The organism is Acinetobacter sp. NS-4 (genome assembly GCF_037402435.1).
GTDB lineage: Bacteria > Pseudomonadota > Gammaproteobacteria > Pseudomonadales > Moraxellaceae > Acinetobacter.
This window is the reverse complement of the sequence record NZ_JBBEUE010000026.1, coordinates 1-25,535: the sequence shown is the minus strand read 5'-3', so window position 1 is coordinate 25,535 and position 25,535 is coordinate 1. Positions and strand designations below refer to the sequence as shown.

Genomic DNA, 25,535 nt, shown 5'->3' with positions numbered 1-25,535 from the left:
TCTTTAGTTTAAAAGTTAAAAACTATAAAATTAAAAAGATACCATCTTCATCTGAACGCTAGCTTTAAATCTCATACATTGACAAGATAATGGATAATATAAAAATAATGGATCATGGATTTTTAATTTAGTAAATAAAATTAATGTATAAGATGTGAAAGGATAAAAGCTTGCTATAGTGTGCTGAATTTAGCTTTTTATATAGACTAATGTTAAATAATACTTATATTTTGTTTGGGGCAGTTTTAGGTTTAACGATTGCAAATGCGGCAGGAGCTGCAACTATAAGCATGAAGAATGATCGGTTGGGCTATTTAATACAACAGGTAGATTATCAGCATATAAATGACTCTCTTGAAAAATCTGAAAATCGGTTATTGGGACGTGCAAGCTGGGATATTCAATGCTGGGTAAAGAGTAGTGAAAATACTAAAATTTGCACAATGCGTAAAAACCATATTACGGTAATGCGTATGAACGATTCTTACAGCTTAAGTGTTGGCATAAACCATGCAAAAAATTCTATTACACTACTTAAAGTAGATAATAATAGTGTTTTGCAGGCGCGTGAGGGTTTATACCGTGACGCTCAAGCCATTATAGATCAGTTCAAGCGTGGCTTTGAGGTAAAAACCGAGTTTAATGTATCTCATAATGCTAAACCGGTTGTGAATGAAGTTTCATTAATTGGTTTTTCTGACGCATTTAATGATATGCAGCAGCAGTATAGTAAGCTGAATCATTTAGATTTACAGCGCAGGCTTTAATAAAACGAATAGCCTATTGTCTTTGAATAAAAGGCACAGGCTAAGCAATACCGTCCTTGTGATTTAATGCTAAATCCAATCACAAAACAAACAAGGCCAAAATCAAACTTGGCCCGAGGCGATTCAGTGTTCTCAAATCAGGTCTCAGATATATGCCGGTATGGCGGTATTCAATAGGCTGAATGAATGATGCAGACCTTTCACTCAAGTTGCGGCTTAAATTTGAATACTGGCGAGATAAACCCAATCCAAAATCCTGATTTAAAAAGCCGTATCGGAAGCATAATAAAAAAATCTCGGATATGGTGTAGAAATGCTTGTTCAATTTGAGAAAATTGTGAATACTCATGCCCGAAAATTCATGCTGCAAGATTATCTTTTGGGGTTGGACAACTACTGTGAAAACGTATTCATTTTCTCATTTACAAAAAGCATTGCTGGCTGCGGGTTCATTTTCATGTCTAGGGCTGAACTCGATCGGGGTATATGCTGCAAATGGGAATGAAACCGCACAACTGGCAACGATCACAGTGACGGCTGAAACGGCCTATGCTCAACATCAGGTGAATTTATCCGGTTTTAGCCAGCAAAACCTGGCTGAAATTCCAGCATCGATCAGCACAATCACAGCCGAGCAGATCGCGGATCAGCATGCCAAAACCCTGACGGATGTAGTTAAAAATGACGCTGCAGTAGGGGATGGCTATGCACCGATTGGCTATTATCCGAACTTTGTCATGCGCGGTTTTGCCTTAAATTTGGGATCAAGCTATTTACTCAATGGTCATTTGCTGCGCGGTGAGCAAAATGTGGCGCTTGAAAACAAAGAGCAAGTCGAAATTTTAAAAGGCATCAGTGCACTTCAAAGTGGCATGGCAACCCCGGGTGGTGTAGTGAACTATGTGACCAAACGCCCCCAAGACATCCACTCACTTACTGTTGAAGCCGACAGTCATGGTGGCAACCGCGTGGCAACGGACTTCGGCGGTTTCCTTGGAGCAGATCAACAGTTTGGTTATCGAGTCAATTTGGCGCATGAAGAGATTCATCCTTATGTTGAACATGCCGATGGCAAGCGTGTGTTTGGTGCTTTGGCTTTAGACTGGACAATCTCGGATCGTTCAAAACTGGAATTTGATATCGAATCACAGCGCCAACGTCAACGCTCCGTACCTGGCTATCAGTTGCTGGATGGTAAAACAGTACCCACTGGCGTTGAATGGGATCGTTTGCTGGGCTATCAAAGCTGGAGCCAACCTGTCACCAATGAAAGTTTAAATACCAGTTTAAAATATATTCACCAGATCAATGACAACTGGACAGCTAATCTGGCTGCTTCGCAAAGCCGTGTGGTGGTGGATGATTATTCAGCATTCCCGTGGGGTTGCTATAGCAGTATTTGCCAATATTCAGGTGCAGGCAATACTTTTGATCAAAATGGCAACTATGATATTTATGATTTCCGTAGTCCGAATGACAGCTATCTGACCAATCAGTTTAAAACTGGACTCAATGGTCAATTCAACACTGGAGCATGGCAACATACGCTTAGCCTGGAACTGTCACAGACCTATAAACGGCATGCACAATATGATGCCATCAACCTGCCTGTAACAGCTGGTGTTGAATCTACAGGAAATATTTATACTGACCCGATTACTTACACACCAAGTGATAAGACTTTAGGCAATCATTACAAATCATTAGATAGCCAGCACACGGCCTTGAACTTACTCGACCAGATTGATTTCAATCAGGCATGGTCCGTTTTGCTGGGTGGCAAACTCTTGCATGTCAATGAAAGTGCTTATAATGCGAATGGCAACAACATCCGCGATACTGATTTGACCCGCTTCCTGCCGCAGCTGGCCTTAATGTATCAGCCCGGGGAAAACACCCATCTGTATGCATCGTATGCTAAAGGTTTGAGTGACGGTGGACAGGCACCTTGGTATGCCAACAATGCTTTTGCAACTTTAGCCCCTGTACATTCCACCCAGTATGAATTGGGGATTAAGCAGCAGTGGCAGGGGATACTTTTTACCGCTGCAGTGTTTGATTTAACCCAAGACAATCAATATACCAATACTGCGAGTGACTATGTCACAGATGGTGAACAGCATAATCTGGGGCTGGAACTTGGTCTACAAGGGCGCGTAGGTCAGAATCTAGATCTGAATTCGACTTTGGCACTTACCCGTTCACGTCTCACAGAAATACAAACAGCTGAATATCAGGGTCATCAAACTCAAAATGTACCCACTGTCCGCTTCGTCAGCCATCTATCTTATCAAGTGCCGCAAGTAGAGGGATGGCGTTTATTGGCCGGTATGCAGTACAGCAGCAGTAAATATGCCAACAAAACAGGCACCGTAAAAGTACCTGCTTATACCTTATTTGATGCAGGTACAAGTTATAACTTCCGAGCTTATGGTTATGACAATATGCTGCGCTTCAACATAGATAACCTGTTCAATAAGAAATACTGGCGAGATGCGGGGAGTTTCTTCGGTGATGACTATTTGTTCCTTGGGGCACCACGTACCGCACAACTGTCATGGACTGTAAATTTCTAATTCGATCTTAGATTTTGCTATAGAAAACTGTCTGAGTGTTTCATAGGATCACTGCGCAGCGAGCCCAGGAGCTGCCAATATGACCTTTAATCCAGTCAGCGGAACTGTGCTGATTGGATCCATAGCCGATTTGAGTGATGTATTGAAAAGAGTGCCGACACAGAAAATCAGCCAGATTGAAAAATTGTTGTCGCATACGTGGAAGCCTTTCTGACTCCAGCAGGTTTTACCACAGGCTGACTCAAGGGTGATAAAAAGGTGCAACACTGACGGTGTCGGGTATACGCTTGCAATCAAAGACATATTACATAGTAGGCAACGTTTATGCCCATCAACATTGTATATTTTGGCAGGACATTCTTGAGAGGCTGTAGTTTCAAGAACCAGAGATCTGAATAAAACCATCACTCAGACATTCTGCCATTTTGGTGTTTTCACTGATCATTATTGAGAATCTACCTGTAGACTGGAATTTAAGAGACGCTTTTATTCAAGACAAGAGCATTAACTCAGAGTTAGCTATATTGGATAGCCTTGACAGTTTTTATAGTAATCATCAGCAACAGTTTAGTCATATTTGAAGTCTTTTTATTAAAGCCTAACGGGCTCTTAATTTGTCCTGCCTAAAAATACTTTTTTTTATAGATTATTAATGCTAGTGTTAAATCAATAATTTAAAATTATCGTTAAGTTTCACTTGATAACTGCGTATAAACGTATATAGGAATAGGGGATTTTTATGAAATTAAAACAGATATTATTAGCTGGAGTTGCTGCAGGAGTAGCAAATATAGCGATGGCCACTACAGGTACCATTACTTTTAATGGTGAAATTGTGACTGATACTTGTGCAGTTTCTGTTGATGGTGCTAGTTCAACAACAGTCACCTTGCCAACAGTACAGACTTCGAGCTTAAATGCAAGTGGACTATCAACGGGCACGACGAACTTTAGTCTTTATGTTAAAAATTGTGGTGATGCTGTAGATGCGCGTGGTATTACTTTAACCTTTACTGATCCAAATGGTTTTGATACTACAAATAATAATCTTTTAAAAAATTTCGCAACGGTTACGCCCGCAACTAACGTTGGTATTGAATTGGCTACAGGTTCAGACTTTGCAGCAGCTATTGTATTTGCTGGTGCACCTTATACGACCCCCACGCATTTAACATCAAGTGGTGCAGTTACACTTCCATTCTCTGCACGCTATACCGCTACTGGAGTTGCTACTGCTGGAGCAGTTTCATCTACTATGGGTTGGACTATTACCTATAAATAATGTGTGTGGCCTCTTGTTAAATTGTTTAAGATTTAACGTGAGGCTAATTAATGATCAAAAAGATGTGTGTGTCTCAAAATGAGAATAGATATGTTCAGATTTTTTAAGCGCTCTGTTTTATCATTGGGACTTATAATTACTACCTTCTTAGCAAATTCCAGTGTGGTCATGACGAATAACCGAGTGATTTTTCATGCTGAAAACAAAGATAAAACTTTGCAATTCAATAATAAAGGCAGTACCGCCTATCTTGTACAGGTCTGGGTCGATCAAGGTAATGATAAATCCACTCCTGATATAGCAGATGCGCCATTTATAGTGACTCCACAAATATTTCGTATCAATCCGAATGTCGGACAAACTGCACGTTTGCTATATACGGGGGATAATCAGCAACCTAGGGATCGCGAATCTATCTTCTATTTAAATTTTCACCAAATTCCTGCACTCAATCAAAGTACCGCTGATCAAAATAAATTGGTAATGACCTTACATAGTCGTTTAAAAGTTTTTTATCGCCCAAAAACCATTCTTGGCAATGTTGAAGAAATGCCTAAAAAATGGACTTTCGTCCTGCAGAACAATGCAAAAGATAGCACGATCACAGTTAATAATCCGACTGGTTATTATGCCAACCTGACCACTGCGACTTTGAGGACAAAACAGAAAAGCTACCACATTGCCCCAAATTCTGTTGATATGATTGCGCCATATAGCAGTGCAAGCTGGCCAATCGCTGAAAAAGTAAAGCTTGATCAAAACAGCATACTGAACGTGACTTATGTGAATGATTATGGTGCCATAGCTAAACAGGACATTCCTGTACAACAGCCTTAGTATTGTGTAGGGATAAAACATGGAGAGAACCATCCCCTTATTCTTACCGTCGTGTTTATCCCTGATGATTCATTTTATCTGCTTACAGCAAGCATTGGCTGTTAGCACCAATAGTAGCTCACTGACACAGCCGGATAGCAAGCAGACGACAAAAGAGATCTATACTTTTGATCCGCATTTATTTCAAGGCAGCGGTTTAAGCACTGCAATGATTGAACGCTTTAATCAGGCAGACCGGATTGAAGCCGGGGTCTATAAAGTTGATCTTTACATCAATGATCGCTTTCTGGAACGCCGCAGTATCCAGTTTATTGAAAATCAGGCAGCCGCACAGGGTGTGGATGCCTGTTTATCCAGCGAACTGCTAGAGCAAGCTGGTGTTTTGGGAGATGAAGGATACCGTAAACAACAAGCCAGTAGCACTGAACCTATCTCATGTTTAACCATCACCCAGGTTGCAACAGGCAGTAGCAGCCATTTTGATTTTTCCTTATTGCGTCTGAACCTGATGGTGCCGCAACGTTACATGAAAAATTTGCCACGAGGCTATGTCAATCCAGCCGATCTGGATAGTGGCAGCAGCATTGGCTTTGTCAATTATATGGGCAATTATTATTATTCTCAGAGCCGTTTAAGTCATCAGGACAATAATGAATCTGCCTTTATGGGGTTTAACGGTGGGATCAATCTGGGTAAATGGCAATATCGGCAGCAATCCAATTTGTCCATGAATAATGAGCATGACACGACCTGGCGTCATCTTCGCAGTTATGTACAACGCCCAGTGGATAAGTTGAAGTCCCAACTGCTCCTGGGACAGCAGTATAGCTCAGGACGTTTTTTGTCCGGATTGGCTTTTCAGGGACTGAGTCTGCAAACAGATGAACGAATGCGGCCAGATTCGATGCGCGGTTATGCTCCGGTAATCCGTGGTATCGCCCAGAGCAATGCCAAAGTGTCGATTGAACAGAATGGCGTCGAGATCTATCAAATTACGGTGGCTCCCGGTCCCTTTGAAATTAAAGATCTCTATCCAACCAATTATGATGGCAATCTGACTGTGATTGTCACTGAAGCCGATGGTTCAAAGCATTCCACGGAAGTTCCCTATGCGGCGGTTCCGACCTCTCTACGCGCCGGATTGTCCAATTATAGTCTGGCACTGGGCTGGACCGATCTGGATCAAACCCGGGATGCTTTTTTTTCAGACCTTAATTATGAATATGGGGTCAGTAATAGTATTACCGTGAATGGCGGTATACGTCTTGCCGATGCTTATCAGGCCCTGGCAGTCGGAGGTGTTTATGGCAGTTTTCTGGGTGCCTTGGGTGCCAATTTGACTTATTCGCGAGCCGATTTGCCAGGTATAGATGGACAGGAATCCAGCGATGGCTGGATGACCAATCTGACTTACAGTAAGACCCTGCAGCCGACCAAGACCACAATTACCCTTGCAGGCTATCGCTATTCGACCAGCGGTTATCGTGAATTCAGTGATATTTTAAGATCGCGTTATGCCTGGGAGCAGGGCAATCCGTGGGCTTCTTCATATAGCAATTTACAGCGTTCGCGTTTTCAGATCAATCTGAGTCAGCCCTTGGGAAGTTATGGTTCATTTTATTTATCCGGTTCCACCCAAAACTATCGCGATGGGCGGGAACGTGATACTTCACTGCAAGCCGGGTATCAAAAATCTTTTGGTATTCTCAGTATGAATCTGAATTATACGCGGCAAAAATTCCATAGCCTTCAGGGTGGCTCGGTCAAGCAAGAGCGTTTTGACAACTTTGGTGGTCTGAGCCTGTCTTTCCCGCTCGGTTCAAACCGGGGTAGGCTGACGCCGAACTTGAACGCCAACTATAATCGCAGCAATGACAGTGATAACTATCAGGTTGGCATTACTGGTGCCTTGGATGAAGACTATAGTTTGAGCTATAACCTGGGCATGAATGGCAGCGGACAGTCGAATGACCAGACTTATAATGTGGGCTTGTACAAGCGTCTGTCGAAAATGTCTCTGGGACTGAATAGTGCCTATAATCAGCAATACTGGCAAAGTTCACTTAATGCCAGTGGTGCCTTTGCCATTCATGCCGGCGGAATTACATTGGGTTCCTATCTTGGAGATACCTTTGCACTGGTTGAAGCCAAAGGTGCCAAAGGTGCAAAAATTGTCAGTTCTCCCACCAACAGGATTGATCGTTTTGGTTATGCCTTGGTCCCGAGTATTAGTCCTTATCGTTACAACACCATTGCCCTCGACCCGCAAGGGGTGTCCAGCAATATCGAATTGGAAGGCGGTGAACAGCGTATAGCACCCTATGCTGGTGCTGCAGTGAAAGTGAACTTTAAAACCCGTTATGGCTATAGTGTGTTGATACAAAGTATGTTAGCTGAAGGGCAAAATATTCCGATGGGGGCAGATGTCCGTAACGAAGCCGGTGAAGTGATTGGCATGGTGGGGCAGGCGGGACAGGCTTATGTGCGCGTCGAACAGCCACAAGGTACACTGACTTTCGATTGGGGCGATGATGCGGGACAACGTTGCACAATGCCTTACCGTATCGACCATCAGCAGCTGGAACAACCGCTGATTAAATTACAACTACAATGCACTGTAGAGCATAAATAACATGAATGATAAGTTTTATATTCTGCTCAAACTTTTTTTTGTAATGCTGTTAATGAGTATTGGTATTACTGTACAGGCACAATGTTACTTTGTTAACTACATTACAGGGGAGACGACTACCCTAGATAATAATAAAACTACGAATACTAATGATAATTCTGCAGCAAAGATTCCAATAGGAAATTTGCACCTTTACAATAATACGATTCAACCGGTAGGGACTAAGCTCGCAGAGATATCTGTTGCTGCAACAGAATATAAAATTAAAAATGTAGGTACTGAAACGATTTTATGGCGTTGTAATACTGCCACTGATGTTAATTATATCAAGCTTCTGGTTGCCACGAATGGCGATGATCGAGTTGGTGGACATAATCTCGTTGATCCTACCGATGTTGGCGGTGCGTCAAATGTTTATTATACATGGTTTAAAGGAATTGGCATTCGTCAAACTATGATGGATATTCCTTTAACAAGAACTTGGAAAAGTATTCCAATAAACTACGATGTTGGGGATAGAGATACATTCAGTCCAACTGAATGTCCCAAGGGCTGGTATTGTATTCGCTTAAGACATATCCCTACTTTGCAAGTTGAATTTTTTAAAGTAGCTGGTACTCCCCCTGCAATATTAAACCCTTCTTTTTACTGTGATTCTGTTACTGAAGGAGGAACGATTGGTATGGGAGAGTCAGGAAATTATAAATGTGGGCAACCCTCATTATATATTCAATTAGCAGATGGTAAAGGTGGAATACTTGATACAGTTGATAATCCTGTACATTTCCTGCATGACATTGAAGGAGATGATTCTGCTTCCCATTTTGATTTTTATGGTCCTGAAAATGGTTTTGGTTATACCTTATATAATGCAGCATTCCTTGTCCCTGCTGCAAACACCTGCTGGGCGACCACTGCTAATACGCAGACTGTTACTTTACCTTTGACCACGACGACTCATCTGGATACAGGTGGAGAAGTGTTTGCAGATTTTCAAATCCAGATTGCATGTACGGGAAATGTGACTGCTGGTCTGAATACTGGTCAATTCGCTGTCGGGATTCAGGCTTCTCAAGCCAGCTATACTCAGGCACAAGCTTTAGGACTGGTCAATGCCAATAACGGGGTGACTGCACTGGTTTCGGATGACTATTCTACCAATGCAGCTCGAGCTAAAAATGTCGGGATTTTCCTCTACAAAGATAGTGGCAGTACACTGATGAACTTTGTCGGACAGCCGGGATATACAGGTAGTGGCTTTCCCAATACCACCAATACTGGTGGAGGGATTAGCATACATTATTCTTGTGATTGGACAGCTCCAATTATTCCCGGAACAGGTGGTAGCACGAATGTTTGCTATTTAGGGAATGCTATTAATTACCCAAGTGGCATTAATGCGGGTTGGTATAATTTTCCAGATCTTACCCAATCTTCTGGAGACAAGACCACCAATATTCCACTACGTGCTGTATTAAAAAAACTTCCTGCTGCTGGAGCAGTGACGGCGGGCTCCGTGCTTGCAACTGCCCATGTGCTGGTAAAAATGCAATGAAGTCAATTCTACGCTTATGCTGTATAAGCTTACTCGCTCACAGTGTGGCACGGGCAGGTATTTTGCCTGCCTCTAGCAGGGTCATTTATGCAGAACAGAGCAAGGAACAATCCTTGCTACTGGCCAATAGCAATGACTATCCTGTTGTTGTACAAATATGGGTAGATGAGGGTTCCGGTAATCTCGATCTTGCCAAAGCCCCTTTTGTAGTGTTGCCAGCAATATTTAAGATGAACCCCAAAGGTATTCAGGCAATACGTATCGTGCAGAATGGCGATGCCATGCCAACCGATCGTGAATCAGTCTATTGGCTCAATCTGTATGAAATCGCAGGGAAGACACCTGAGCAAACTCAGCCGGTCGGTGAAAATCAGGCACGTTTAGATCTGGCAATGAATACCCAGCTGAAAATTTTTTATCGCCCAGCCAGCTTGGCCAAAATGAATATTGAACAAATTGCTGCACAGCTGCGTTTTTCCTTACAGCAATCTGTAGGGCAGTGGTTTTTACTTTGTCATAATCCTACACCCTACCATATTTCATTTACCGGACTAAAAGTGATTCAAGGTCAGCAGTCCAGAGCTGTTGCAAAACAGATGGATATGATGACCCCTGCACAAGCGAATCGTATCTATCCCTTAGAGCAGGCTTCGCAGTCTGCCGAATTTGATCGCATTGAGTTCACACTTTTGGATGATCAGGGCACCATGCGCAATGGCCTATTTGATCCGAAAACGAATCGCACGCAGCTGAAATAAAATTGTTTTGCAAAAATCAAAGGCTGTCTGCCGAACATTTATCGTTTATTTATAATAAATTTTTATAAAACAATTTTTTAGCTGAAAATTAATCGCCTAAGGAAAGTTGTAGAGCTGCAGAAGTTGTTTTAGCAATTATTGTTGTTCCACGGTCAATACCGGCTCATGGTTTCAAGGTATTGTGCAGCGTATTTGAATAAATCTATAGTCAGATCCAATAATCTAAATATGAGATGGTCACATTTGGAAGCGGCGTCAAATGTTTGTGGACTTTCATTATCAGGTGAGTGCTATAAATGAATATATTGCATATTGCGTATATTCGAATGTTCATATATAACAGGCTATCTGTTTAAGAGATTATACTCATGGATCAAATGCCAAAAATCCAAATCTATCATAATCCTGCATGTGGAACTTCTCGTAACACCTTAGCGCTGATTCGTAACGCAGGAATTGAACCAGAAGTGATTGAGTATCTGGTCAATCCACCTTCGAAAGAGCAGTTGATCAAACTGATTCAGGATTCCGGCTTAAGCGTTCGTGAAGTGTTGCGTAAAAATGTAGATCCTTATACCGAATTGAATCTAGATGATGCCAGCTGGACAGATGAGAAACTGATTGATGCCATGTTAGAGCATCCGATCCTGATTAACCGCCCATTGGTCGTCACAGATATAGGGACACGTTTATGTCGCCCGTCAGAGCTGGTTCTGGATATCCTGCCTTCACCACAATTAAAAGCCTTTGCCAAAGAAGATGGTGAAGTCATCATTGATGAACACGGTAATCGTATGAAATAAAAAGACTCCGACACGAAAAAGCTCAACTTGGTTGGGCTTTTTTATGCGAAAAAACACATTGACGATGATCAATATAAGTTACATACTCAATACGATAAGTCACTGATGGATAAAAATAATTGGACAATGAGCAAGCAGTTTCCCTGTATCAGGTTTTGACGGATAAGACCCGTCTTCAGATCTTGCAGATGCTACAGGCAGGGGAATGTTGTGCATGCGAATTGCTACAGAATCTGGCAATTACCCAGTCCACATTATCTCACCACATGAAATGCCTAACCAACTCCGGTTTGGTCCAGCGTAGAAAAGATGGACGCTGGATGTACTATTCTCTTAATCCCATTCGTGCTGAAGAACTGTGTGTATTTACACAAGCGCTTTTATTCAGCCCAAACCAGGAGCTTTGAATGGAAAGCATAATCGCGATTTTTGCCTGGCTCAATGATGTCCTGCTTAAAATGACCTGGCTGTCCAATGGGGTACGCTGGCTGGTTGAAAATGTATTCGGTTTATCGGTCGCAACCCGGCTCGGTGGCAGTATTCATTTCTTTATCTATGATGTGTTCAAGATTTTTATTCTGCTCTCGGTCCTGATCTATACCCTGTCATATATCCAGAGCTATTTTCCGCCTGAACGTACCCGACAGATTTTAGGCCGGATGACCGGGATTAAAGCCAATATCATGGGGGCTTTACTCGGAACCATTACCCCATTTTGTTCCTGTTCTTCTATTCCACTGTTTATCGGCTTTACCCGTGCCGGGCTTCCAGTGGGTGTGACCTTTTCATTTCTGATTTCATCTCCGTTAGTTGATCTGGCTTCAATTATTCTATTGGCCAGTATTTTTAACTGGAAAATCGCTATGGTCTATGTACTGCTAGGGTTAGTCCTGGCGGTATTAGGTGGTTCGTTGATTAGCTACTTGAAAATGGAAAAGTATGTGGCTGAGTTTGTGACCCATAATCAGGCAGTACAAGGAGATGAAGATTTCAGTATGACTGCAAAAGAGCGGCGTACATTTGCTTGGGAACAGGTGGTCGAAATTTTTAGCAAGGTTTGGCTGTATGTGCTAATCGGAGTAGGGATTGGCGCAGCGATTCACAACTGGATTCCTGAACAATGGATTACGGCCTTGCTTGGCCAGGAACACTGGTACTCCGTATTGGTCGCGACCATTGTGGGTATGCCGATGTATGCGGATATTTTTGGCACCTTGCCGATCGCGGAAGCTTTAGTGGCTAAAGGTGTAGGTTTGGGTACAGTATTGGCCTTTATGATGGCGGTAACAGCTCTCTCCTTGCCATCCCTGATCCTGTTAAAACAAGTGGTAAAAACCCGCTTATTGAGCCTGTTTGTTGGGATTATTTTTGTGGGGATCTTGATTATTGGTTATAGCCTGAATACTTTTGGTTACTGGTTTTTATAAAACGTTTGGAGAATAAAATATGCAAATTAAAGTCGTCGGTACAGGCTGTCGTAAATGTAAAGCACTCTTGGCAGCGACAGAGGAAGCAGTCAAAAGCACCGGTGTGCAAGCTGAAATTGAATATGTCACTGACATGATGCAGATTGCTGAAACCGGTCTGTTAAGTACCCCAGGTCTGATTATTGACAATAAAATCGTGTCGAGTGGTAAAGTTCTGGAAGCTCAAGCTGTAGCAGAACTGATTGAGAAAAATAAATAACTTCAGAAATCACGCCTTATTAAAAAAAACCAGTGGTTCAGGCCACTGGTTTTTGTATTGAATGAACAAAAAAATCAGGTTCGTTATTGTTTCACAATTAACACCGGTAATTTGGCCAGCTTTAATACCTCTTCAGCCACACTGCCCAAAGTGAGTTTCTGGATACCTTTTCGCCCATGCGATCCCATTACAATCAGAGCAGCTCCTGCTTCCTCTGCTGCTTTTACAATAGTTTGCGCAGAAACTTCAGCTTTAATCAGTTGAGTTTTAATTTCACTTGCCCCTGAGTCTAGCGATAATTTATCTGCTTCAACTAAGGCTTGTGTTGCATTACGACAAGCTTCATCAAAAAATGCTTTCATGGTCGCTGAGTCTGCACCGAAGTAATAAAAATCGGTATTGGTAAACGGATTTTCTTCGACAATGCTGATAATAGTGATTTTGCTATCCATAGCAGCAGCTATAATCGAGGCTTGCTTGACTGCTGCTAGTGCCGGATCAGAACCGTCAATGGGTACTAAAATATTTTTATCAGTCATTCGATATTCCTTAAAGTTTCTAATCGTTAAACTTTTCTTTATTCACAACACAAAAGATGAAATGGACGATTTTTTAATCGGCATCTTTCTAGCCTCATTATAAATCATCCATTTATAATTTTGGACTTATACTATTTACTATATATGCGGATATGTATATATTTACATAACAGGATAGGAGCAACTATGGACCATGTTCAGTTTTTTAAATGTTTATCCGATGAGACACGTCTCAGTATTGTCATGCTGATTGCGCAAAACAAAGAGCAATGCGTCTGTGATCTGACCGATAAACTCCAGTTAAGCCAGCCGAAAATTTCACGCCATCTGGCCTTGTTGCGTTCTTGTGGTTTGTTAAATGACCGTCGTCAAAGCCAGTGGGTGTATTACAGCATCAATCCACAATTGCCTGCGTGGTGCTTTGAAATTCTTGATGCGCTCAAACGTAGTCATGCTCCAGTTTTATTTAATCCATCTGCTCTGCCAATACAGAGCCATTGCGAGTAAATTTTTATGAAATTTTTGTTTTTGTGCACGGGCAACAGTTGCCGCAGTATTCTGTCTGAAGTGTTGTTCAATAGCCGTGCGCCAGAAGGCTGGGTGGCTTACAGTGCTGGCAGCAAACCTTCCGGTCAGGTGCATCCTTTAACGATCAAGACCTTACAGAACCTCGGTCTATCTACTGAAGGCTTGTCTAGCAAAAGCATTGATGCCTGCGAACAATATCAGCCAGAGGTGGTGATTACCGTGTGTGATGCTGCGGCACAGGAAGCTTGCCCACTATATTTAGGGGGAGCCATCAAGGCGCATTGGGGGCTATCTGATCCTTCGCACCTAGAGTTGCCTGAAGAAGAAAAATTACAGGCTTTCTTGACCACTGTCGACCATATCAATAAACGTTTAGACGCGTTTTTCGCTCTAGATGCAAAAAAATTGAGCCGTCCTGAGCTCATTGCTGAAATCAATAAAATTTCCCATATTTAATCGAGCACATTATGTCTAAACAAGGTTTATCCTTTTTAGATCGCAACCTGACGCTATGGATATTTGTGGCCATGGCATTGGGTGTTGCGATTGGGGTGGTATTTCCACAAGCATCAACAGCACTGGATGCCATGAGCGTGAATTCGGTCAATCTGCCGATTGCGATTGGTCTGATTCTGATGATGTATCCGCCTTTGGCCAAAGTGGATTACGCGACACTGCCACAAGTGTTTCAGGATAAGAAAACCCTGGCTTTGTCATTAATCCAGAACTGGCTGATTGCCCCGGTACTGATGTTTGTCCTGGCAATCGTCTTTTTGAGCGATTATCCGGAATATATGACCGGCCTGATCCTGATCGGTTTGGCGCGCTGTATTGCCATGGTACTGATCTGGAACGGTTTGGCTTGCGGTGATAACCAGTATGGTGCGGCACTGGTGGCGTTTAACAGTATTTTCCAGATTCTGTTCTTTAGTAGCTATGCCTGGTTCTTCCTGACTTATTTGCCGCCATTTTTTGGGGTAGAAGGGCATGTGATTAATGTGGATTTCTGGACCATTGCCAATGCAGTATTGATCTACTTGGGTATTCCATTTCTGATGGGTTTCTTGACCCGTCTGTCTTTGGTTAAAGCTAAAGGGCTGGACTGGTATCAGACGAAATTCCTGCCAAAAATTGGCCCATTGAGCTTGCTTGCGCTGCTGTTCACTATTGTGGCGATGTTTAGTCTCAAAGGTGCGGATGTGCTGAGTTTACCTTTGGATGTACTGCGTATTGCGATTCCATTGACCATTTACTTTGTATTGATGTTCTTTGTCAGCTTCTTCATGAGCAAATGGATGGGTAATGATTATCCGAAAACCACGGCCATTTCCTTTACCGCAGCAGGGAATAATTTTGAGTTGGCGCTGGCGGTCGCGATTGCCACCTTTGGTCTGGCTTCTCCGATCGCATTTACCACGATCATTGGTCCTTTGGTGGAAGTGCCGGTGCTGATTTCCTTGGTCAGCGTGTCTTTGTGGCTAAAGAAAAAATATTTTGCTTAAAAACAATTGGGATGAAATTTTCATGACACTGCCGAATATCGAATTAGACTTGCTGGAAAAACCAAGCTTTGAACAGGTGCAAGCCAAGCAGCTTGAGCATCCACCGCGTATTCTTTTACTGTATGGTTCGAATCGTGAACGTTCTTATAGCCGTTTGGCGGCACTTGAAGCGGGACGTATTCTGGAATATTTCGGTGCAGAAGTGAAAATATTTCATCCTAAGGGACTGCCACTGCCTGAAGATGCAGACATGAACCATCCTAAAGTGAAGGAATTACATGAGCTGTTGGCATGGGCTGAAGGCATGGTGTGGTCTTCGCCGGAGCGACATGGCTCTATGAGTTCAATTCTCAAGGCACAGATTGACTGGATTCCACTGGCGGCGGGGGCCATTCGTGCCACTCAAGGCAAAACCTTGGCGCTGATGCAGGTCTGTGGTGGTTCTCAATCCTTTAATGCGGTCAATCAAATGCGGATTTTGGGACGTTGGATGCGCATGATCACGATTCCAAACCAGTCATCTGTGGCTAAAGCCTTCCTGGAATTTGACGAAGATGGCCGCATGAAACCATCTGCTTATTACGACCGAATTGTGGATGTGATGGAGGAGCTGTATAAGTTCACCTTGCTGACCCGTGGTCAAAGTGCCTATCTGACCAACCGTTATTCGGAACGCAAGGAATCGGCTGAAGAGCTCTCTAAACGGGTGAATCAGCGCAGTTTGTAAGGCAGGATTCATTTTTACTCATGCTGTCCTATCAATAAGATAAATAGGTTGGAACCCGCTGCAAAAGCGGGATTCTGCCTTAAACACAACAGAAAAATGTAAGGGGAAAAGATTTTGGATGCAACACAGACTGCAACGGAAGTGATCATCATTGGTGCTGGACAGGCTGGTTTGTCCATGGCCTATTTTTTAAAGCGCAAGAACATTCCGTTTATTCTCCTGGATGATCAGTCTCAGCCCGGAGGTGCCTGGCGGCATGCCTGGGAGTCCTTGCGTCTTTTTTCCCCGAACAGCTGGAGTTCCCTGTCGGGCTGGATGATGCCGGCAACCGAACAGACCTATCCGACCCGTAACGAAGTGATCGATTATTTGACAGCCTATGAACAGCGTTATCACTTTCCCGTAATTCGTCCCGTGCATGTGGATCGTGTGGAAAGCAAGGGCCAGTATTTAGAGGTCTATGCCGGGGAACGATGCTGGAAAGCCAAAGCAGTGGTGAGTGCCACGGGAACATGGAGTCAACCCTTTATTCCCGAATATGCCGGTCGTGAACATTTTCAGGGTATGCAACTGCATTCGGCAGATTATCTCAATGCCGAACCCTTTAAGGGCAAAAAAGTCATGGTGGTAGGCGGTGGAAATTCTGGTGCGCAAATCCTGGCAGAAGTATCTTTGGTTGCCGAAACGCTTTGGATCACCCAGACACCACCGCAGTTTCTGGCAGATGATGTCGACGGCCGTGTCCTGTTCTTAAGGGCGACTGAGCGCCTGAAAGCCCAGCAGGAAGGGAGAAGCATCGAGCAGCCGATTGGTGGGTTGGGCGATATTGTCATGATTGATTCAGTCAAAGCGGCACGTGAGCGAGGCGTTTTACAGAGCAAGCGTCCATTTTCGGCATTTACAGAACATGGCGTGATTTGGGACGATGGATCTGCTCAACAGGTGGATGCGGTGATCTGGTGTACTGGATTTAAAGCGGCACTGAATCATCTCAGTAGCCTCGGGATTATTCAGCAGGACCATACCATTGCGGTTCATAACGGTCGTTCGGTTCAGGTGCCGAATTTATGGCTGCTGGGCTATGGAGAATGGACCGGTGCTGCTTCGGCAACGCTGGTCGGGGTTTCCCGCACAGCTAGGGCGGTGGCGGAAGACATCGCCGTATTTCTAGCCTAAGGGATTTAATCCTGGCCCAAAGGAGCAGATTGAGTACATAAAATCTGTCTCCAATCAGCCCTAAAAAAGTAATGAGCCTGTGCCTTATACGCTCATGATGAAATGTTGGGATTGCTGCTCGAGTTGTTCTTTCTTATGCTCATGAATAAGCTGTTCATAACAGATTTTGCATTGGTTTTGTGCTTAGTTCGACTTTTTTAAGTAAAAATTTAAATTTTTCTTGATCTTCAATGGAATCAATTTCTGCATCATCGAGTAGTTCAAAAAATCTTCATTCCAGCTTGTGCTTGTGTTGTCTCAGCTCATGCCAGGTCATCGATATGAAATTTTCTAAAAAATTAATCATGCCAGTTGAGTAGGGAAGGACCGGGTTTAAAGATCTGTCCAAATAACCAAGTTGATATAACTTTTTCAGCACCAAAATCAACTCTTAAATCAGCTCGTTGATTTACCTTCCTTTTGATAGTTCACCAGTCTTGCCTTAGGTCTTTTGTGACAATTTCCAACTCTTTGCAGAGAGCAGAAATTCATAGTTTAATGCCATGAGGATGCTCTGCATATTAAAGTTATTGCGGTCTTCAGGTAACTGTAACAGAAGCGGTAAACGTGTTACGCCATTTTCACCATTCGCAAAGGCATAATGCCGTACTTTAGAGTCAATCACCGAAATTAAATTCTTCGCTTCCAGATAAACACTCTCTTGAGAGGCCTGTTTTTGAATAGCAATAATTCTAATATAGCAACGATCTCGAACCTCGATCAGATTCTGTTTTAATTCATTGATCTTCAATTCATGATTTTCAGATTTTTTAAACAGCCGTTTAAGAAAACTGCTATTTTCTGCATTTTGCATTTCGCGTTCTAACTGGCGTATGTGCTGCTGGATCTGGCGGGTTTGTTCCATCGCGCTATTGAGCAGTTCCCTGATTTCCTGAGCGGGCGCTGAAACCGCGCGTAGCTGTTGCTGATACTGAAATTCATCGTGAAAGATTACAAAGATTTGGGCACGACGTTGTTCCAGTAATTTTAAATAGGCAATTAAGCGATATTTGAACAGACGCGCATGCGGATTAAACTGCAGCATCGGTTGCTGCGATAAAATTTCCAGTTGATGCAGAAACTCATTAATTAACCTTGAAATATTTAAATAGCAATATTCTAGTTCATCGGTATGTTGCACACTGTTTTTTAGGCCTTTTAGCAAAGGTTCGAGAATATTTAAGGATAAATCTTTTTCTAAGATTTCCAGATGCTCTTTCACCAGGTGATCGATGGAAAAACTTTGAATATTTAAAATTTCTTTTAAATTTGGGATGAGATTTTGCTGATTATATTCATGCAGGGATTCAATCAGTTCCACAATATGCGGATTCATTTTGCGCTGAATACCAATGATTCGGTTCATCAGTTGTTTAAAATTTGCAAAATAATCCGCTTGATCCAGCTGTTGCGGGTCAAGAACCAAACCACTGATATAGAATCGATCCTCTTTACCAAAGTTTTCTTCTGTTAAAAAACGGCGAATTGAATAGGCAGAAACTGAACTGTCGTAGGTGCTGCTCAGGACAAAATAATATTGAAAGGTTTTGATAATTTCAAAGTCGCGAACGCGTTGTTGCTGAATAAAATAATCCTGAAAAATTACCAGTTCCTGTTCAGCATATTCACTCGGCAAAATATGGGCAAACCAGCTTCCCAGAATTTCACTTTTCATAAAAATTTCAAAAATAAAAGTTCGGACTTGCTCAATATCCAAATGCCGGTGATTTTCAGAAACAGTAAAATCTAAGTCCCGAATAATCAGGGCAGCGTCATACAGAAAGGCTTTTTTGACCAGTTGCTGTGCCTGAATGTCTTTTTGATTGTCCAGATCGATTTGATTAATTTCACGGACAATGGTTTCCAGATAATCTGCGACCTGAAAATCGCTTTGATAGCCTTGCAGATAGCTGAAAGTGCTATTAATTCGATCTGCAAGTTGCAGTAATTCGGAATTTTGCGTGTTGAGCTGAAGATCCTTGAGGCTCGTATGACCTTGAAATTCAAAGCTCTGGGTCAGGTAGTTCCACGAGATATTCTTGGCTTTTAGGTACTGGTCTTCTATTTTCTGATGCAATGCCTGCGGCGTCGTCGATAGGATGGACTGTAGTTGTTGTTGCCAATGCTTATCGAGAATAGGGTCAATTTGCTTTAATTTTACCCGCAGCTGATAAGGAATATATGTTTGCATGGAAATCCAAAAACCTTGTAATAAGTTCAAACTTTTAGGGAAAATAAGTCGTGTGATTTATACACAAAAATAAGTCTTAACTGGCAATATAGCATAAAAAAAATCGATATCGGCGCTGTTCATTGCTGGTTAAAGGATCTGAATCTATGCTGAGCGTAAAAATGCAGGAACCCCGCGATTCCAAGTAATTCGGTACCCGGCATATTCAGGTCATTTTCCTGGAATCATCAGTTCATGTAGAAACAGCGATGAATGCCCAAACCATACTTCGGCAAGCATTGACATCCTTTCTGTACTACATTTTCAGTGCATTCGTTGAACGCTCGGTAAAACAAATAGGGTCGGGAAAATTGACGGACATTTCAGGATGATTTGACTCACGTCGATGTTATTGAAATAAACCGTGTTTTTTCATTATTTTGTGATATAAGTATCATAAATGATGACTTGGAATTGCCCTATTGAGACAGGTTTTACTGGCGCCTCGTTTAAATCTGCGCAGCTTAATATTACTTTTAACGGTTTTAAGCGTGACCTGTCTGTTTATCTTTGCCTTATTTTTTGTTAACTATACCGTGAAAGAGCGCCTGATCGACAACTCTCTGGCCTTGAATGCCGAATACTCCTCCAGGATTGCTGCCCATACCAACTATCAATTTGAAGAAATCTTAAAAAACTTACGCTTTAGCGCCAAACTGCTCGGTCAAGATTTTGCTAGTGCCAGCCTGCGGAATAGTGAAACGGCACGCCTGAAAAGCCAGTCAGGAAATTTCAACAGTGTTTTTCTGGCTGACCGGGAAGGGCATATCATCTCATTTTTCCCGACCAGCTTAAATATTGATTCTAAACAGGTTTATAAAACCTTTGGCATCACTGAGTCAATCAAACGCAAGCAAACTTATATTTCTTCTCCGTACTGGTCTTCGACCAAAAAATTGATCGTGATTATTTCTGAACCAATCTTTGATGCCCAAGGGCAATACTTGGGCTTTGTCGCCGGTACGATTTATCTGCAGAGCAAGAATCTGGTCAGTGAAATGCTGGCCTCCAAATATGGTTACAAGAAAAATTATACTTATGTTATGGATGACCAAAAGCGTATCATTTTTCATGCCGATACTCGGAAAATTGGCCAGAAAGTCCAGGTCAGTGATGGCTTAACCCCGATGCTTCAGCAACAAGATGGCGCTTTTCGTCTGATGAACGGCCAAGGTATAGATAGTCTGATCGGTTTTTCACATATTCCCAGTGTGAACTGGATTGTAGTATCGCAGCAGCCTATTGACGAGCTATTTGCTCAAGCTAACAGTATCATTATCAACGTATCCATCGGGATTACCCTGTTCTATTTCTTCATTTTCTTTGTGGTCTGGCGTTTATCGGGTTTGATTGCACTACCTTTAAACCATTTGGCGAAAATGGCCAGTATGCTCAGTCGGCCGGATGTTCAGGAAAAAATTAAAAAAATTGATCCTGTGTATTTTGAGGTTGATCAGTTCAAAAATTCCCTGATGCTAAGCTGTCAGAATTTTAATGAAAAAATTGATGAGCTGAATCAGTCGGTGAATAGCGATCCGCTGACCGGTTTATACAATCGCCGTGGGATGAAGCTGTTTATTCAAGAATTTGTGCGTGTGCGTACCGAATTTGCTGTTCTGGCTGTGGATATCGACTTCTTTAAAAATGTAAACGACAGCTATGGCCATGACAAAGGCGATATCGTCTTACAAAAATTGGCAAGCCTGATGAAATATCATTTCCGTGACAATGATATCTGCTGTCGTTCAGGGGGAGAGGAGTTTATTATTTTAATGGCTGCTTCAGACCCGACCACCGTTTTTCAGGCGGCAGAACGGCTACGAACAGCGGTTGAGCTCACCGAAATGGATGACATGGGAACAGTGACCATTTCAATTGGCATTGCTTATTGGCCGCATAGTTCTGAGGATGTGGAAGAGGTACTGAAAATGGCAGATCAGCAGCTGTATCAGGCCAAGCATGAAGGACGTAACTGCACGCGTTAATTTCAGCTATTTAACTGATGCAAACACGATGAGAGGGTTGGAGGTATTTGATATATAGGATTAGCTGTAGGCAGCTCTCATGCAAGGTATTCACGGATTATTTACACCGGCCTAATGTTATAATAAACATGTGAATTTTCAGACAATACAAAATTTTAAACAGCGCTATGACATAAGGCCATTTTCGAACTTTATTGGGGAACTTTATGCCTAAATCATCTCGTGACTTATTTTCACCGGATGTATTCGACCTCAAGTCGTTTATTTCTCCTTATATGATGATCATTCCTCCGACGATTTTTGCCTTGCTGATCTGGTGGACCAATCAAAGTTTTGGTTTCGTCTTTACCCATACCATCGCGGAACTGATTTCCATCATTATCGCGCTTACAGCTCTAATAGTGACTGTAGTATCGCGGCATTTTACTAAAAATTATTTTGTGGTTTTCATTGCGATTGCCATTGGCTGGTGTGGATTTATTGATCTGTTCCATACCCTGCTCTACAAAGGCATGCAGATTCTTCCGGTGGACAGTGCCAATCAGGCCACGCAATTGTGGATTGGCGCCCGCCTGTTGCAGGCTTTTACCATGCTCGTCGCGCCATTTATGCTGACACGCACGATCAAGCCTATCCCGCTGAACCTGTTTTTTGGTCTGCTCAGTGCCGGGATTGTGACTGCAGTCATGCTGGGTTTCTTCCCCACCGCCTTTGTTGATGGGCAAGGCCTGACCCCTTTTAAAATTTACAGTGAATATCTGATTATTGCGGTGCTGGCACTGGCGCTGATACTGGTCTGGCGCCGCCGCGAATATTTATCGGCGCAACTGACGTTTGGGGTCAGTCTTTCCATGCTGACCATGATGGCCTCTGAATTTACCTTTACCCAATATGTGTCCGTATATGCCGATGCCAATCTGCTGGGGCATATCCTGAAAGTTTATTCCTACTGGTTCATTTATATGGCACTGGTCGAGTCGACCATCAAAGAACCTTTTAGTATGCTGTCCAAGGCGGCCAGCACCTATGACACCATTCCGGATCCGACCTATATTGTCAGTTCCAGCCAAACCATTCAGCAGGTCAATCTGGCAGCAGCCCGGCTACACGGTATTGCTGCGGCACAATTGACCGGATGTTCCGTACATGAACTGGTGCATGATCCTCGTGTAAAGGCCGAGGATTGTCCGGTCTGTTCCAGACTGCAGCAGGCACCGCAAGAGTTTTTAATCCAGTTGACCTTGCCGGACCGCAAAACGGTCGAGTGTCATGTCGCCCCCTTTGCAGAACGTCTGGGCAAAAAACCGGTCTGGGTTATGGTGGTGCATGATATTACAGACCGCCAGCTTTTGTTGCAGGATGTACAAAAACGGGTCAAGGAAGTACGTTGTCTGAACCAGATCAACCAGCTTTGCAATAACATGCATAGCGACATGGCCGAGCTGTTGCACAAAGCCATGGAAATCATTCCTTCGGGATTTTCCTCTCCGGAAAGGATTCATCTGAGGATTGACAGTGACTGGGGCATTTTTGGCACCGGGCTTCCGGCCCAGACGCCCTATCTGCAGTCGGCCTTTCGCAATGACACCCAGAAATTCGGAAACTTAACCATCTGGTATGCTCAGGCACCGGATGTGCCCGCTTTTCTGGATGAAGAACAGAGTTTAATCGATCACATCACCAGCCAGATTACCGATGTTTATATCCGGTTACAGTCCCAGGGGCGGGTAGCACGTTTAACCTATCTGTACCAGCTGCTCAGTGAAACCAACCGGGTGATTGCGCATAGTCAGAACCAGCAACAGTTGCTGACTGAGTTGCAACAGGTACTGCTGAAGCTGGGTAGTTTTGCCAAAATTCTGATTGCGCTGAAAGTTGATGACCAGGCGGACAGTCCACTGGTGATTCAGTTCCATCATAATATTAGCGCCAACATTTTGCCCACTTTGCAGACTGCCTTGCAGCAGGATCAGAATACTCCGTTGAATCAGTTGAAAAATACCAGCCCGGATGTGGATGTCTATAGCTATACATTGGTTAATGATCTTGATAAGGGTGTTTCTCCGGAATACCGGACCTGGAGACAGTATTTAAAACAGGAGCAGATCCTTCAAGCTGCATTAACGCCGTTGCTGTTACAAGGCCATTTCTGGGGACTGGTTGGGCTGTACACCACGGGCCAAGTGGAATTTGATCAGGAGCAAATTCAGCTGCTGCAAAATCTCTCCAGAGATATTTCATTTGCGTTGGAGCGTTTTGCAGCGGAGCAGCAGCGTCAAACGGCCGAAACCCATTCGCAGCAGATGGAACAGCGTTTCCAGCAGGTGTTTTTGCAGTCACCAGTACCGATGCATATTATTTCCATACAGGATGAACGCATTCTTGCAGTCAATCTGGCCTATGAAAAATGGCTGGGATACAGCCTAGAGGATTTCCAGGACCGGGAAGCCTGGCTGAAAAAAGTGGCACCAGATGCAGAACAAAGACAGTTGATGCAGCGGAGCTGGCAAGCGGCCTTGCAGCTGGCGAAAAACGGCAAACAGGTGCAGTTTCCTGAAATTACCTTAGTAGCCAAAGATGGCAGTCAGCGTATTGCACAGCGCACGCTGGCGATCGTCGGCAATGATGCGATTCTGGCCTGGGCTGATCTGACCGCCATCCGGCAAACCGAGCAGGCATTAAGAGACAGCGAGCAGCGTTTCCGTGGCATGGTGGAACAAACCGTGGTCGGAATGTATGTACTGCGCGACAATCAGTATTTATACGTCAATCCAAGTTATGCCAACATGCTGGGTAGATCTGCCGCAGAGCTCAACGGACATAATATTCTGGAGTTTAGCGATGCGACCCCAGATACTCTGGCGCTGATTCACCAAGCTGAGGATAAGGTACAGCCGGCAGAACACGCGAACCTGCCTTACACGCTTCCCGTGCGACATCAAAATGGCCAGATCCGGGAATTTTCCTTGTATGCCCGTCGTATCCTTTGGGATGACGGTTTGCCTGCCGCGATTGTAATGGCGCAAGACATCACCGAGCAAAAGCAGGCACAGGACCAGATTGCCCGGCAGCTGGAACAGCTGGAGGCCACTATGTATGGCACCTTGCAGGCGGTATCGATCATGGTGGAATTGCGTGATCCTTATACCGCAGGGCATGAACGCCGTGTCGGCTTGATTGCCAGTGCGATTGCCAAAGAAATGGGCTGGGATGAAAAACGCTGTCTGCAGATGGAAGAAATTGGGCTGGTACATGACATCGGTAAAATTTCTATTCCTTCCGAGATTCTGACCAAACCTTCTCGTCTGACCCATCTGGAAATGGAAATGATGAAAGGCCATGCACAGGCCGGTTATGAAATTCTCAAGGATGTTCCTTTCAATATTCCGATTGCTGAAATCATTGGCCAGCATCACGAACGGATGGATGGCACTGGTTATCCTAAAGGATTAAAAGGTGATGAGATCTATCCTGAGGCGCGTATTCTGACCGTGGCAGATGTGATTGAGTCAATAGCTTCGCATCGTCCTTATCGTGCGGCTTTGGGGGTTGAGGTGGCCCTGGCAGAAATTTTACGTGGACGCGGGATGATTTATGATGCGGAAGTTTGTGATGCAGCAGTACGTTTAATTAATGAAAAGGGATATGTCCTGCCCAGTTAAACAGGCTGGATAATCATCAGGTGAATAGCAGCCCAAAAGCTATTCACTCTTTGAGCTTAAGGGAAATTGGGAAGACTGATATTTTCTAATGCTTTAAATTGAAGTGCTATGGTGTATTGAGAATTAGGTTAATAAGACTTCCGTTTATAATCATGGATAGATAAATACTTAACAGATGCTCAATGGGCAAAAATGGAACCACTCTGCTTCAGTAAAGTCACAGATCGTGTACGTAATGGTACAAATAATAG

20 protein-coding genes and 1 pseudogene are annotated in these 25,535 nt (G+C 43.4%); 19 read left to right on the top strand and 2 right to left on the bottom strand.

The features are described 5' to 3' along the window. Positions 1 to 209 precede the first annotated feature (209 nt). From WAE57_RS15200 to WAE57_RS15145, 12 genes and pseudogenes are all read left to right on the top strand, one after another. Positions 210 to 767, top strand: a complete 558-nt coding sequence (locus tag WAE57_RS15200; protein ID WP_092819581.1) for a hypothetical protein — start codon at positions 210 to 212, stop codon at positions 765 to 767. 398 nt (positions 768 to 1,165) lie between these two features. After that, the gene (locus WAE57_RS15195; protein ID WP_337711216.1) at positions 1,166 to 3,343 is read left to right on the top strand and encodes a TonB-dependent siderophore receptor; all 2,178 of its coding nucleotides are present in this window, start codon (positions 1,166 to 1,168) and stop codon (positions 3,341 to 3,343) included. Positions 3,344 to 3,382: 39 nt separating this feature from the next. Further along, positions 3,383 to 3,557 (top strand): annotated as a pseudogene (locus WAE57_RS15190) (transposase domain-containing protein); the annotation flags it as partial. A 525-nt stretch (positions 3,558 to 4,082) separates the two neighbouring features. Continuing rightward, positions 4,083 to 4,625, top strand: a complete 543-nt coding sequence (locus tag WAE57_RS15185; RefSeq protein ID WP_337711215.1) for a fimbrial protein — start codon at positions 4,083 to 4,085, stop codon at positions 4,623 to 4,625. Between the two features lie 168 nt (positions 4,626 to 4,793). Then, on the top strand, positions 4,794 to 5,462 hold the full coding sequence (locus tag WAE57_RS15180) for a molecular chaperone (RefSeq protein ID WP_257230592.1): 669 nt from the start codon (positions 4,794 to 4,796) through the stop codon (positions 5,460 to 5,462). 19 nt (positions 5,463 to 5,481) lie between these two features. Next, entirely contained in the window at positions 5,482 to 8,094 is a 2,613-nt protein-coding gene (locus WAE57_RS15175; protein WP_337711214.1) for a fimbria/pilus outer membrane usher protein, read from the top strand. Position 8,095: 1 nt separating this feature from the next. Continuing rightward, entirely contained in the window at positions 8,096 to 9,649 is a 1,554-nt protein-coding gene (locus WAE57_RS15170) for a fimbrial protein (protein WP_337711213.1), read from the top strand. Next, positions 9,646 to 10,407, top strand: a complete 762-nt coding sequence (locus WAE57_RS15165) for a molecular chaperone (RefSeq protein ID WP_337711212.1) — start codon at positions 9,646 to 9,648, stop codon at positions 10,405 to 10,407. The genes WAE57_RS15170 and WAE57_RS15165 overlap by 4 nt, the downstream gene beginning before the upstream one ends. Positions 10,408 to 10,775: 368 nt before the next feature. Next, positions 10,776 to 11,210 (top strand): arsenate reductase (glutaredoxin), encoded by a 435-nt coding sequence (gene arsC / locus WAE57_RS15160; RefSeq protein WP_337711211.1) that lies wholly within the window; start codon positions 10,776 to 10,778, stop codon positions 11,208 to 11,210. Between the two features lie 119 nt (positions 11,211 to 11,329). Beyond that, positions 11,330 to 11,617 (top strand): metalloregulator ArsR/SmtB family transcription factor, encoded by a 288-nt coding sequence (locus WAE57_RS15155; RefSeq protein WP_337711210.1) that lies wholly within the window; start codon positions 11,330 to 11,332, stop codon positions 11,615 to 11,617. Further along, positions 11,618 to 12,637 (top strand): permease, encoded by a 1,020-nt coding sequence (locus WAE57_RS15150; protein WP_337711209.1) that lies wholly within the window; start codon positions 11,618 to 11,620, stop codon positions 12,635 to 12,637. Between the two features lie 19 nt (positions 12,638 to 12,656). Continuing rightward, positions 12,657 to 12,896 (top strand): thioredoxin family protein, encoded by a 240-nt coding sequence (locus WAE57_RS15145; RefSeq protein ID WP_086176675.1) that lies wholly within the window; start codon positions 12,657 to 12,659, stop codon positions 12,894 to 12,896. 83 nt (positions 12,897 to 12,979) lie between these two features. Here WAE57_RS15145 and WAE57_RS15140 read toward each other — a convergent pair whose 3' ends face one another. Continuing rightward, on the bottom strand, positions 12,980 to 13,435 hold the full coding sequence (locus WAE57_RS15140; RefSeq protein WP_337711208.1) for a universal stress protein: 456 nt from the start codon (positions 13,433 to 13,435) through the stop codon (positions 12,980 to 12,982). Between the two features lie 186 nt (positions 13,436 to 13,621). Between WAE57_RS15140 and WAE57_RS15135 the strand changes: the two genes are divergently transcribed. From WAE57_RS15135 to WAE57_RS15115, 5 genes are all read left to right on the top strand, one after another. Next, on the top strand, positions 13,622 to 13,942 hold the full coding sequence (locus WAE57_RS15135; protein ID WP_337711207.1) for a metalloregulator ArsR/SmtB family transcription factor: 321 nt from the start codon (positions 13,622 to 13,624) through the stop codon (positions 13,940 to 13,942). Positions 13,943 to 13,948: 6 nt separating this feature from the next. Continuing rightward, positions 13,949 to 14,419, top strand: a complete 471-nt coding sequence (locus WAE57_RS15130; protein ID WP_337711206.1) for an arsenate reductase ArsC — start codon at positions 13,949 to 13,951, stop codon at positions 14,417 to 14,419. Positions 14,420 to 14,430: 11 nt separating this feature from the next. Beyond that, positions 14,431 to 15,465 carry an ACR3 family arsenite efflux transporter gene (gene arsB / locus WAE57_RS15125; RefSeq protein WP_086176671.1) on the top strand — a complete coding sequence of 345 codons (1,035 nt, stop codon included), beginning with the start codon at positions 14,431 to 14,433 and terminating at the stop codon, positions 15,463 to 15,465. Between the two features lie 22 nt (positions 15,466 to 15,487). Then, the gene (arsH, locus tag WAE57_RS15120) at positions 15,488 to 16,192 is read left to right on the top strand and encodes an arsenical resistance protein ArsH (RefSeq protein WP_337711205.1); all 705 of its coding nucleotides are present in this window, start codon (positions 15,488 to 15,490) and stop codon (positions 16,190 to 16,192) included. 114 nt (positions 16,193 to 16,306) lie between these two features. Then, on the top strand, positions 16,307 to 17,368 hold the full coding sequence (locus WAE57_RS15115; RefSeq protein ID WP_337711204.1) for an ArsO family NAD(P)H-dependent flavin-containing monooxygenase: 1,062 nt from the start codon (positions 16,307 to 16,309) through the stop codon (positions 17,366 to 17,368). A gap of 481 nt (positions 17,369 to 17,849) precedes the next feature. On the opposite strand, the gene WAE57_RS15110 is transcribed toward WAE57_RS15115, so the two are convergent. Beyond that, positions 17,850 to 19,598, bottom strand: a complete 1,749-nt coding sequence (locus WAE57_RS15110) for a hypothetical protein (protein WP_337711203.1) — start codon at positions 19,596 to 19,598, stop codon at positions 17,850 to 17,852. Positions 19,599 to 20,059: 461 nt separating this feature from the next. Here WAE57_RS15110 and WAE57_RS15105 point away from each other — a divergent pair, with 461 nt between their 5' ends. Next, a complete protein-coding gene (locus tag WAE57_RS15105) occupies positions 20,060 to 21,622 on the top strand; it encodes a sensor domain-containing diguanylate cyclase (RefSeq protein WP_337711202.1) in 1,563 nt (520 codons plus the stop codon). A 206-nt stretch (positions 21,623 to 21,828) separates the two neighbouring features. After that, positions 21,829 to 25,284, top strand: coding sequence for an MASE3 domain-containing protein (locus tag WAE57_RS15100; protein ID WP_337711201.1), 3,456 nt, complete (start codon positions 21,829 to 21,831; stop codon positions 25,282 to 25,284). Positions 25,285 to 25,535 lie beyond the last annotated feature (251 nt).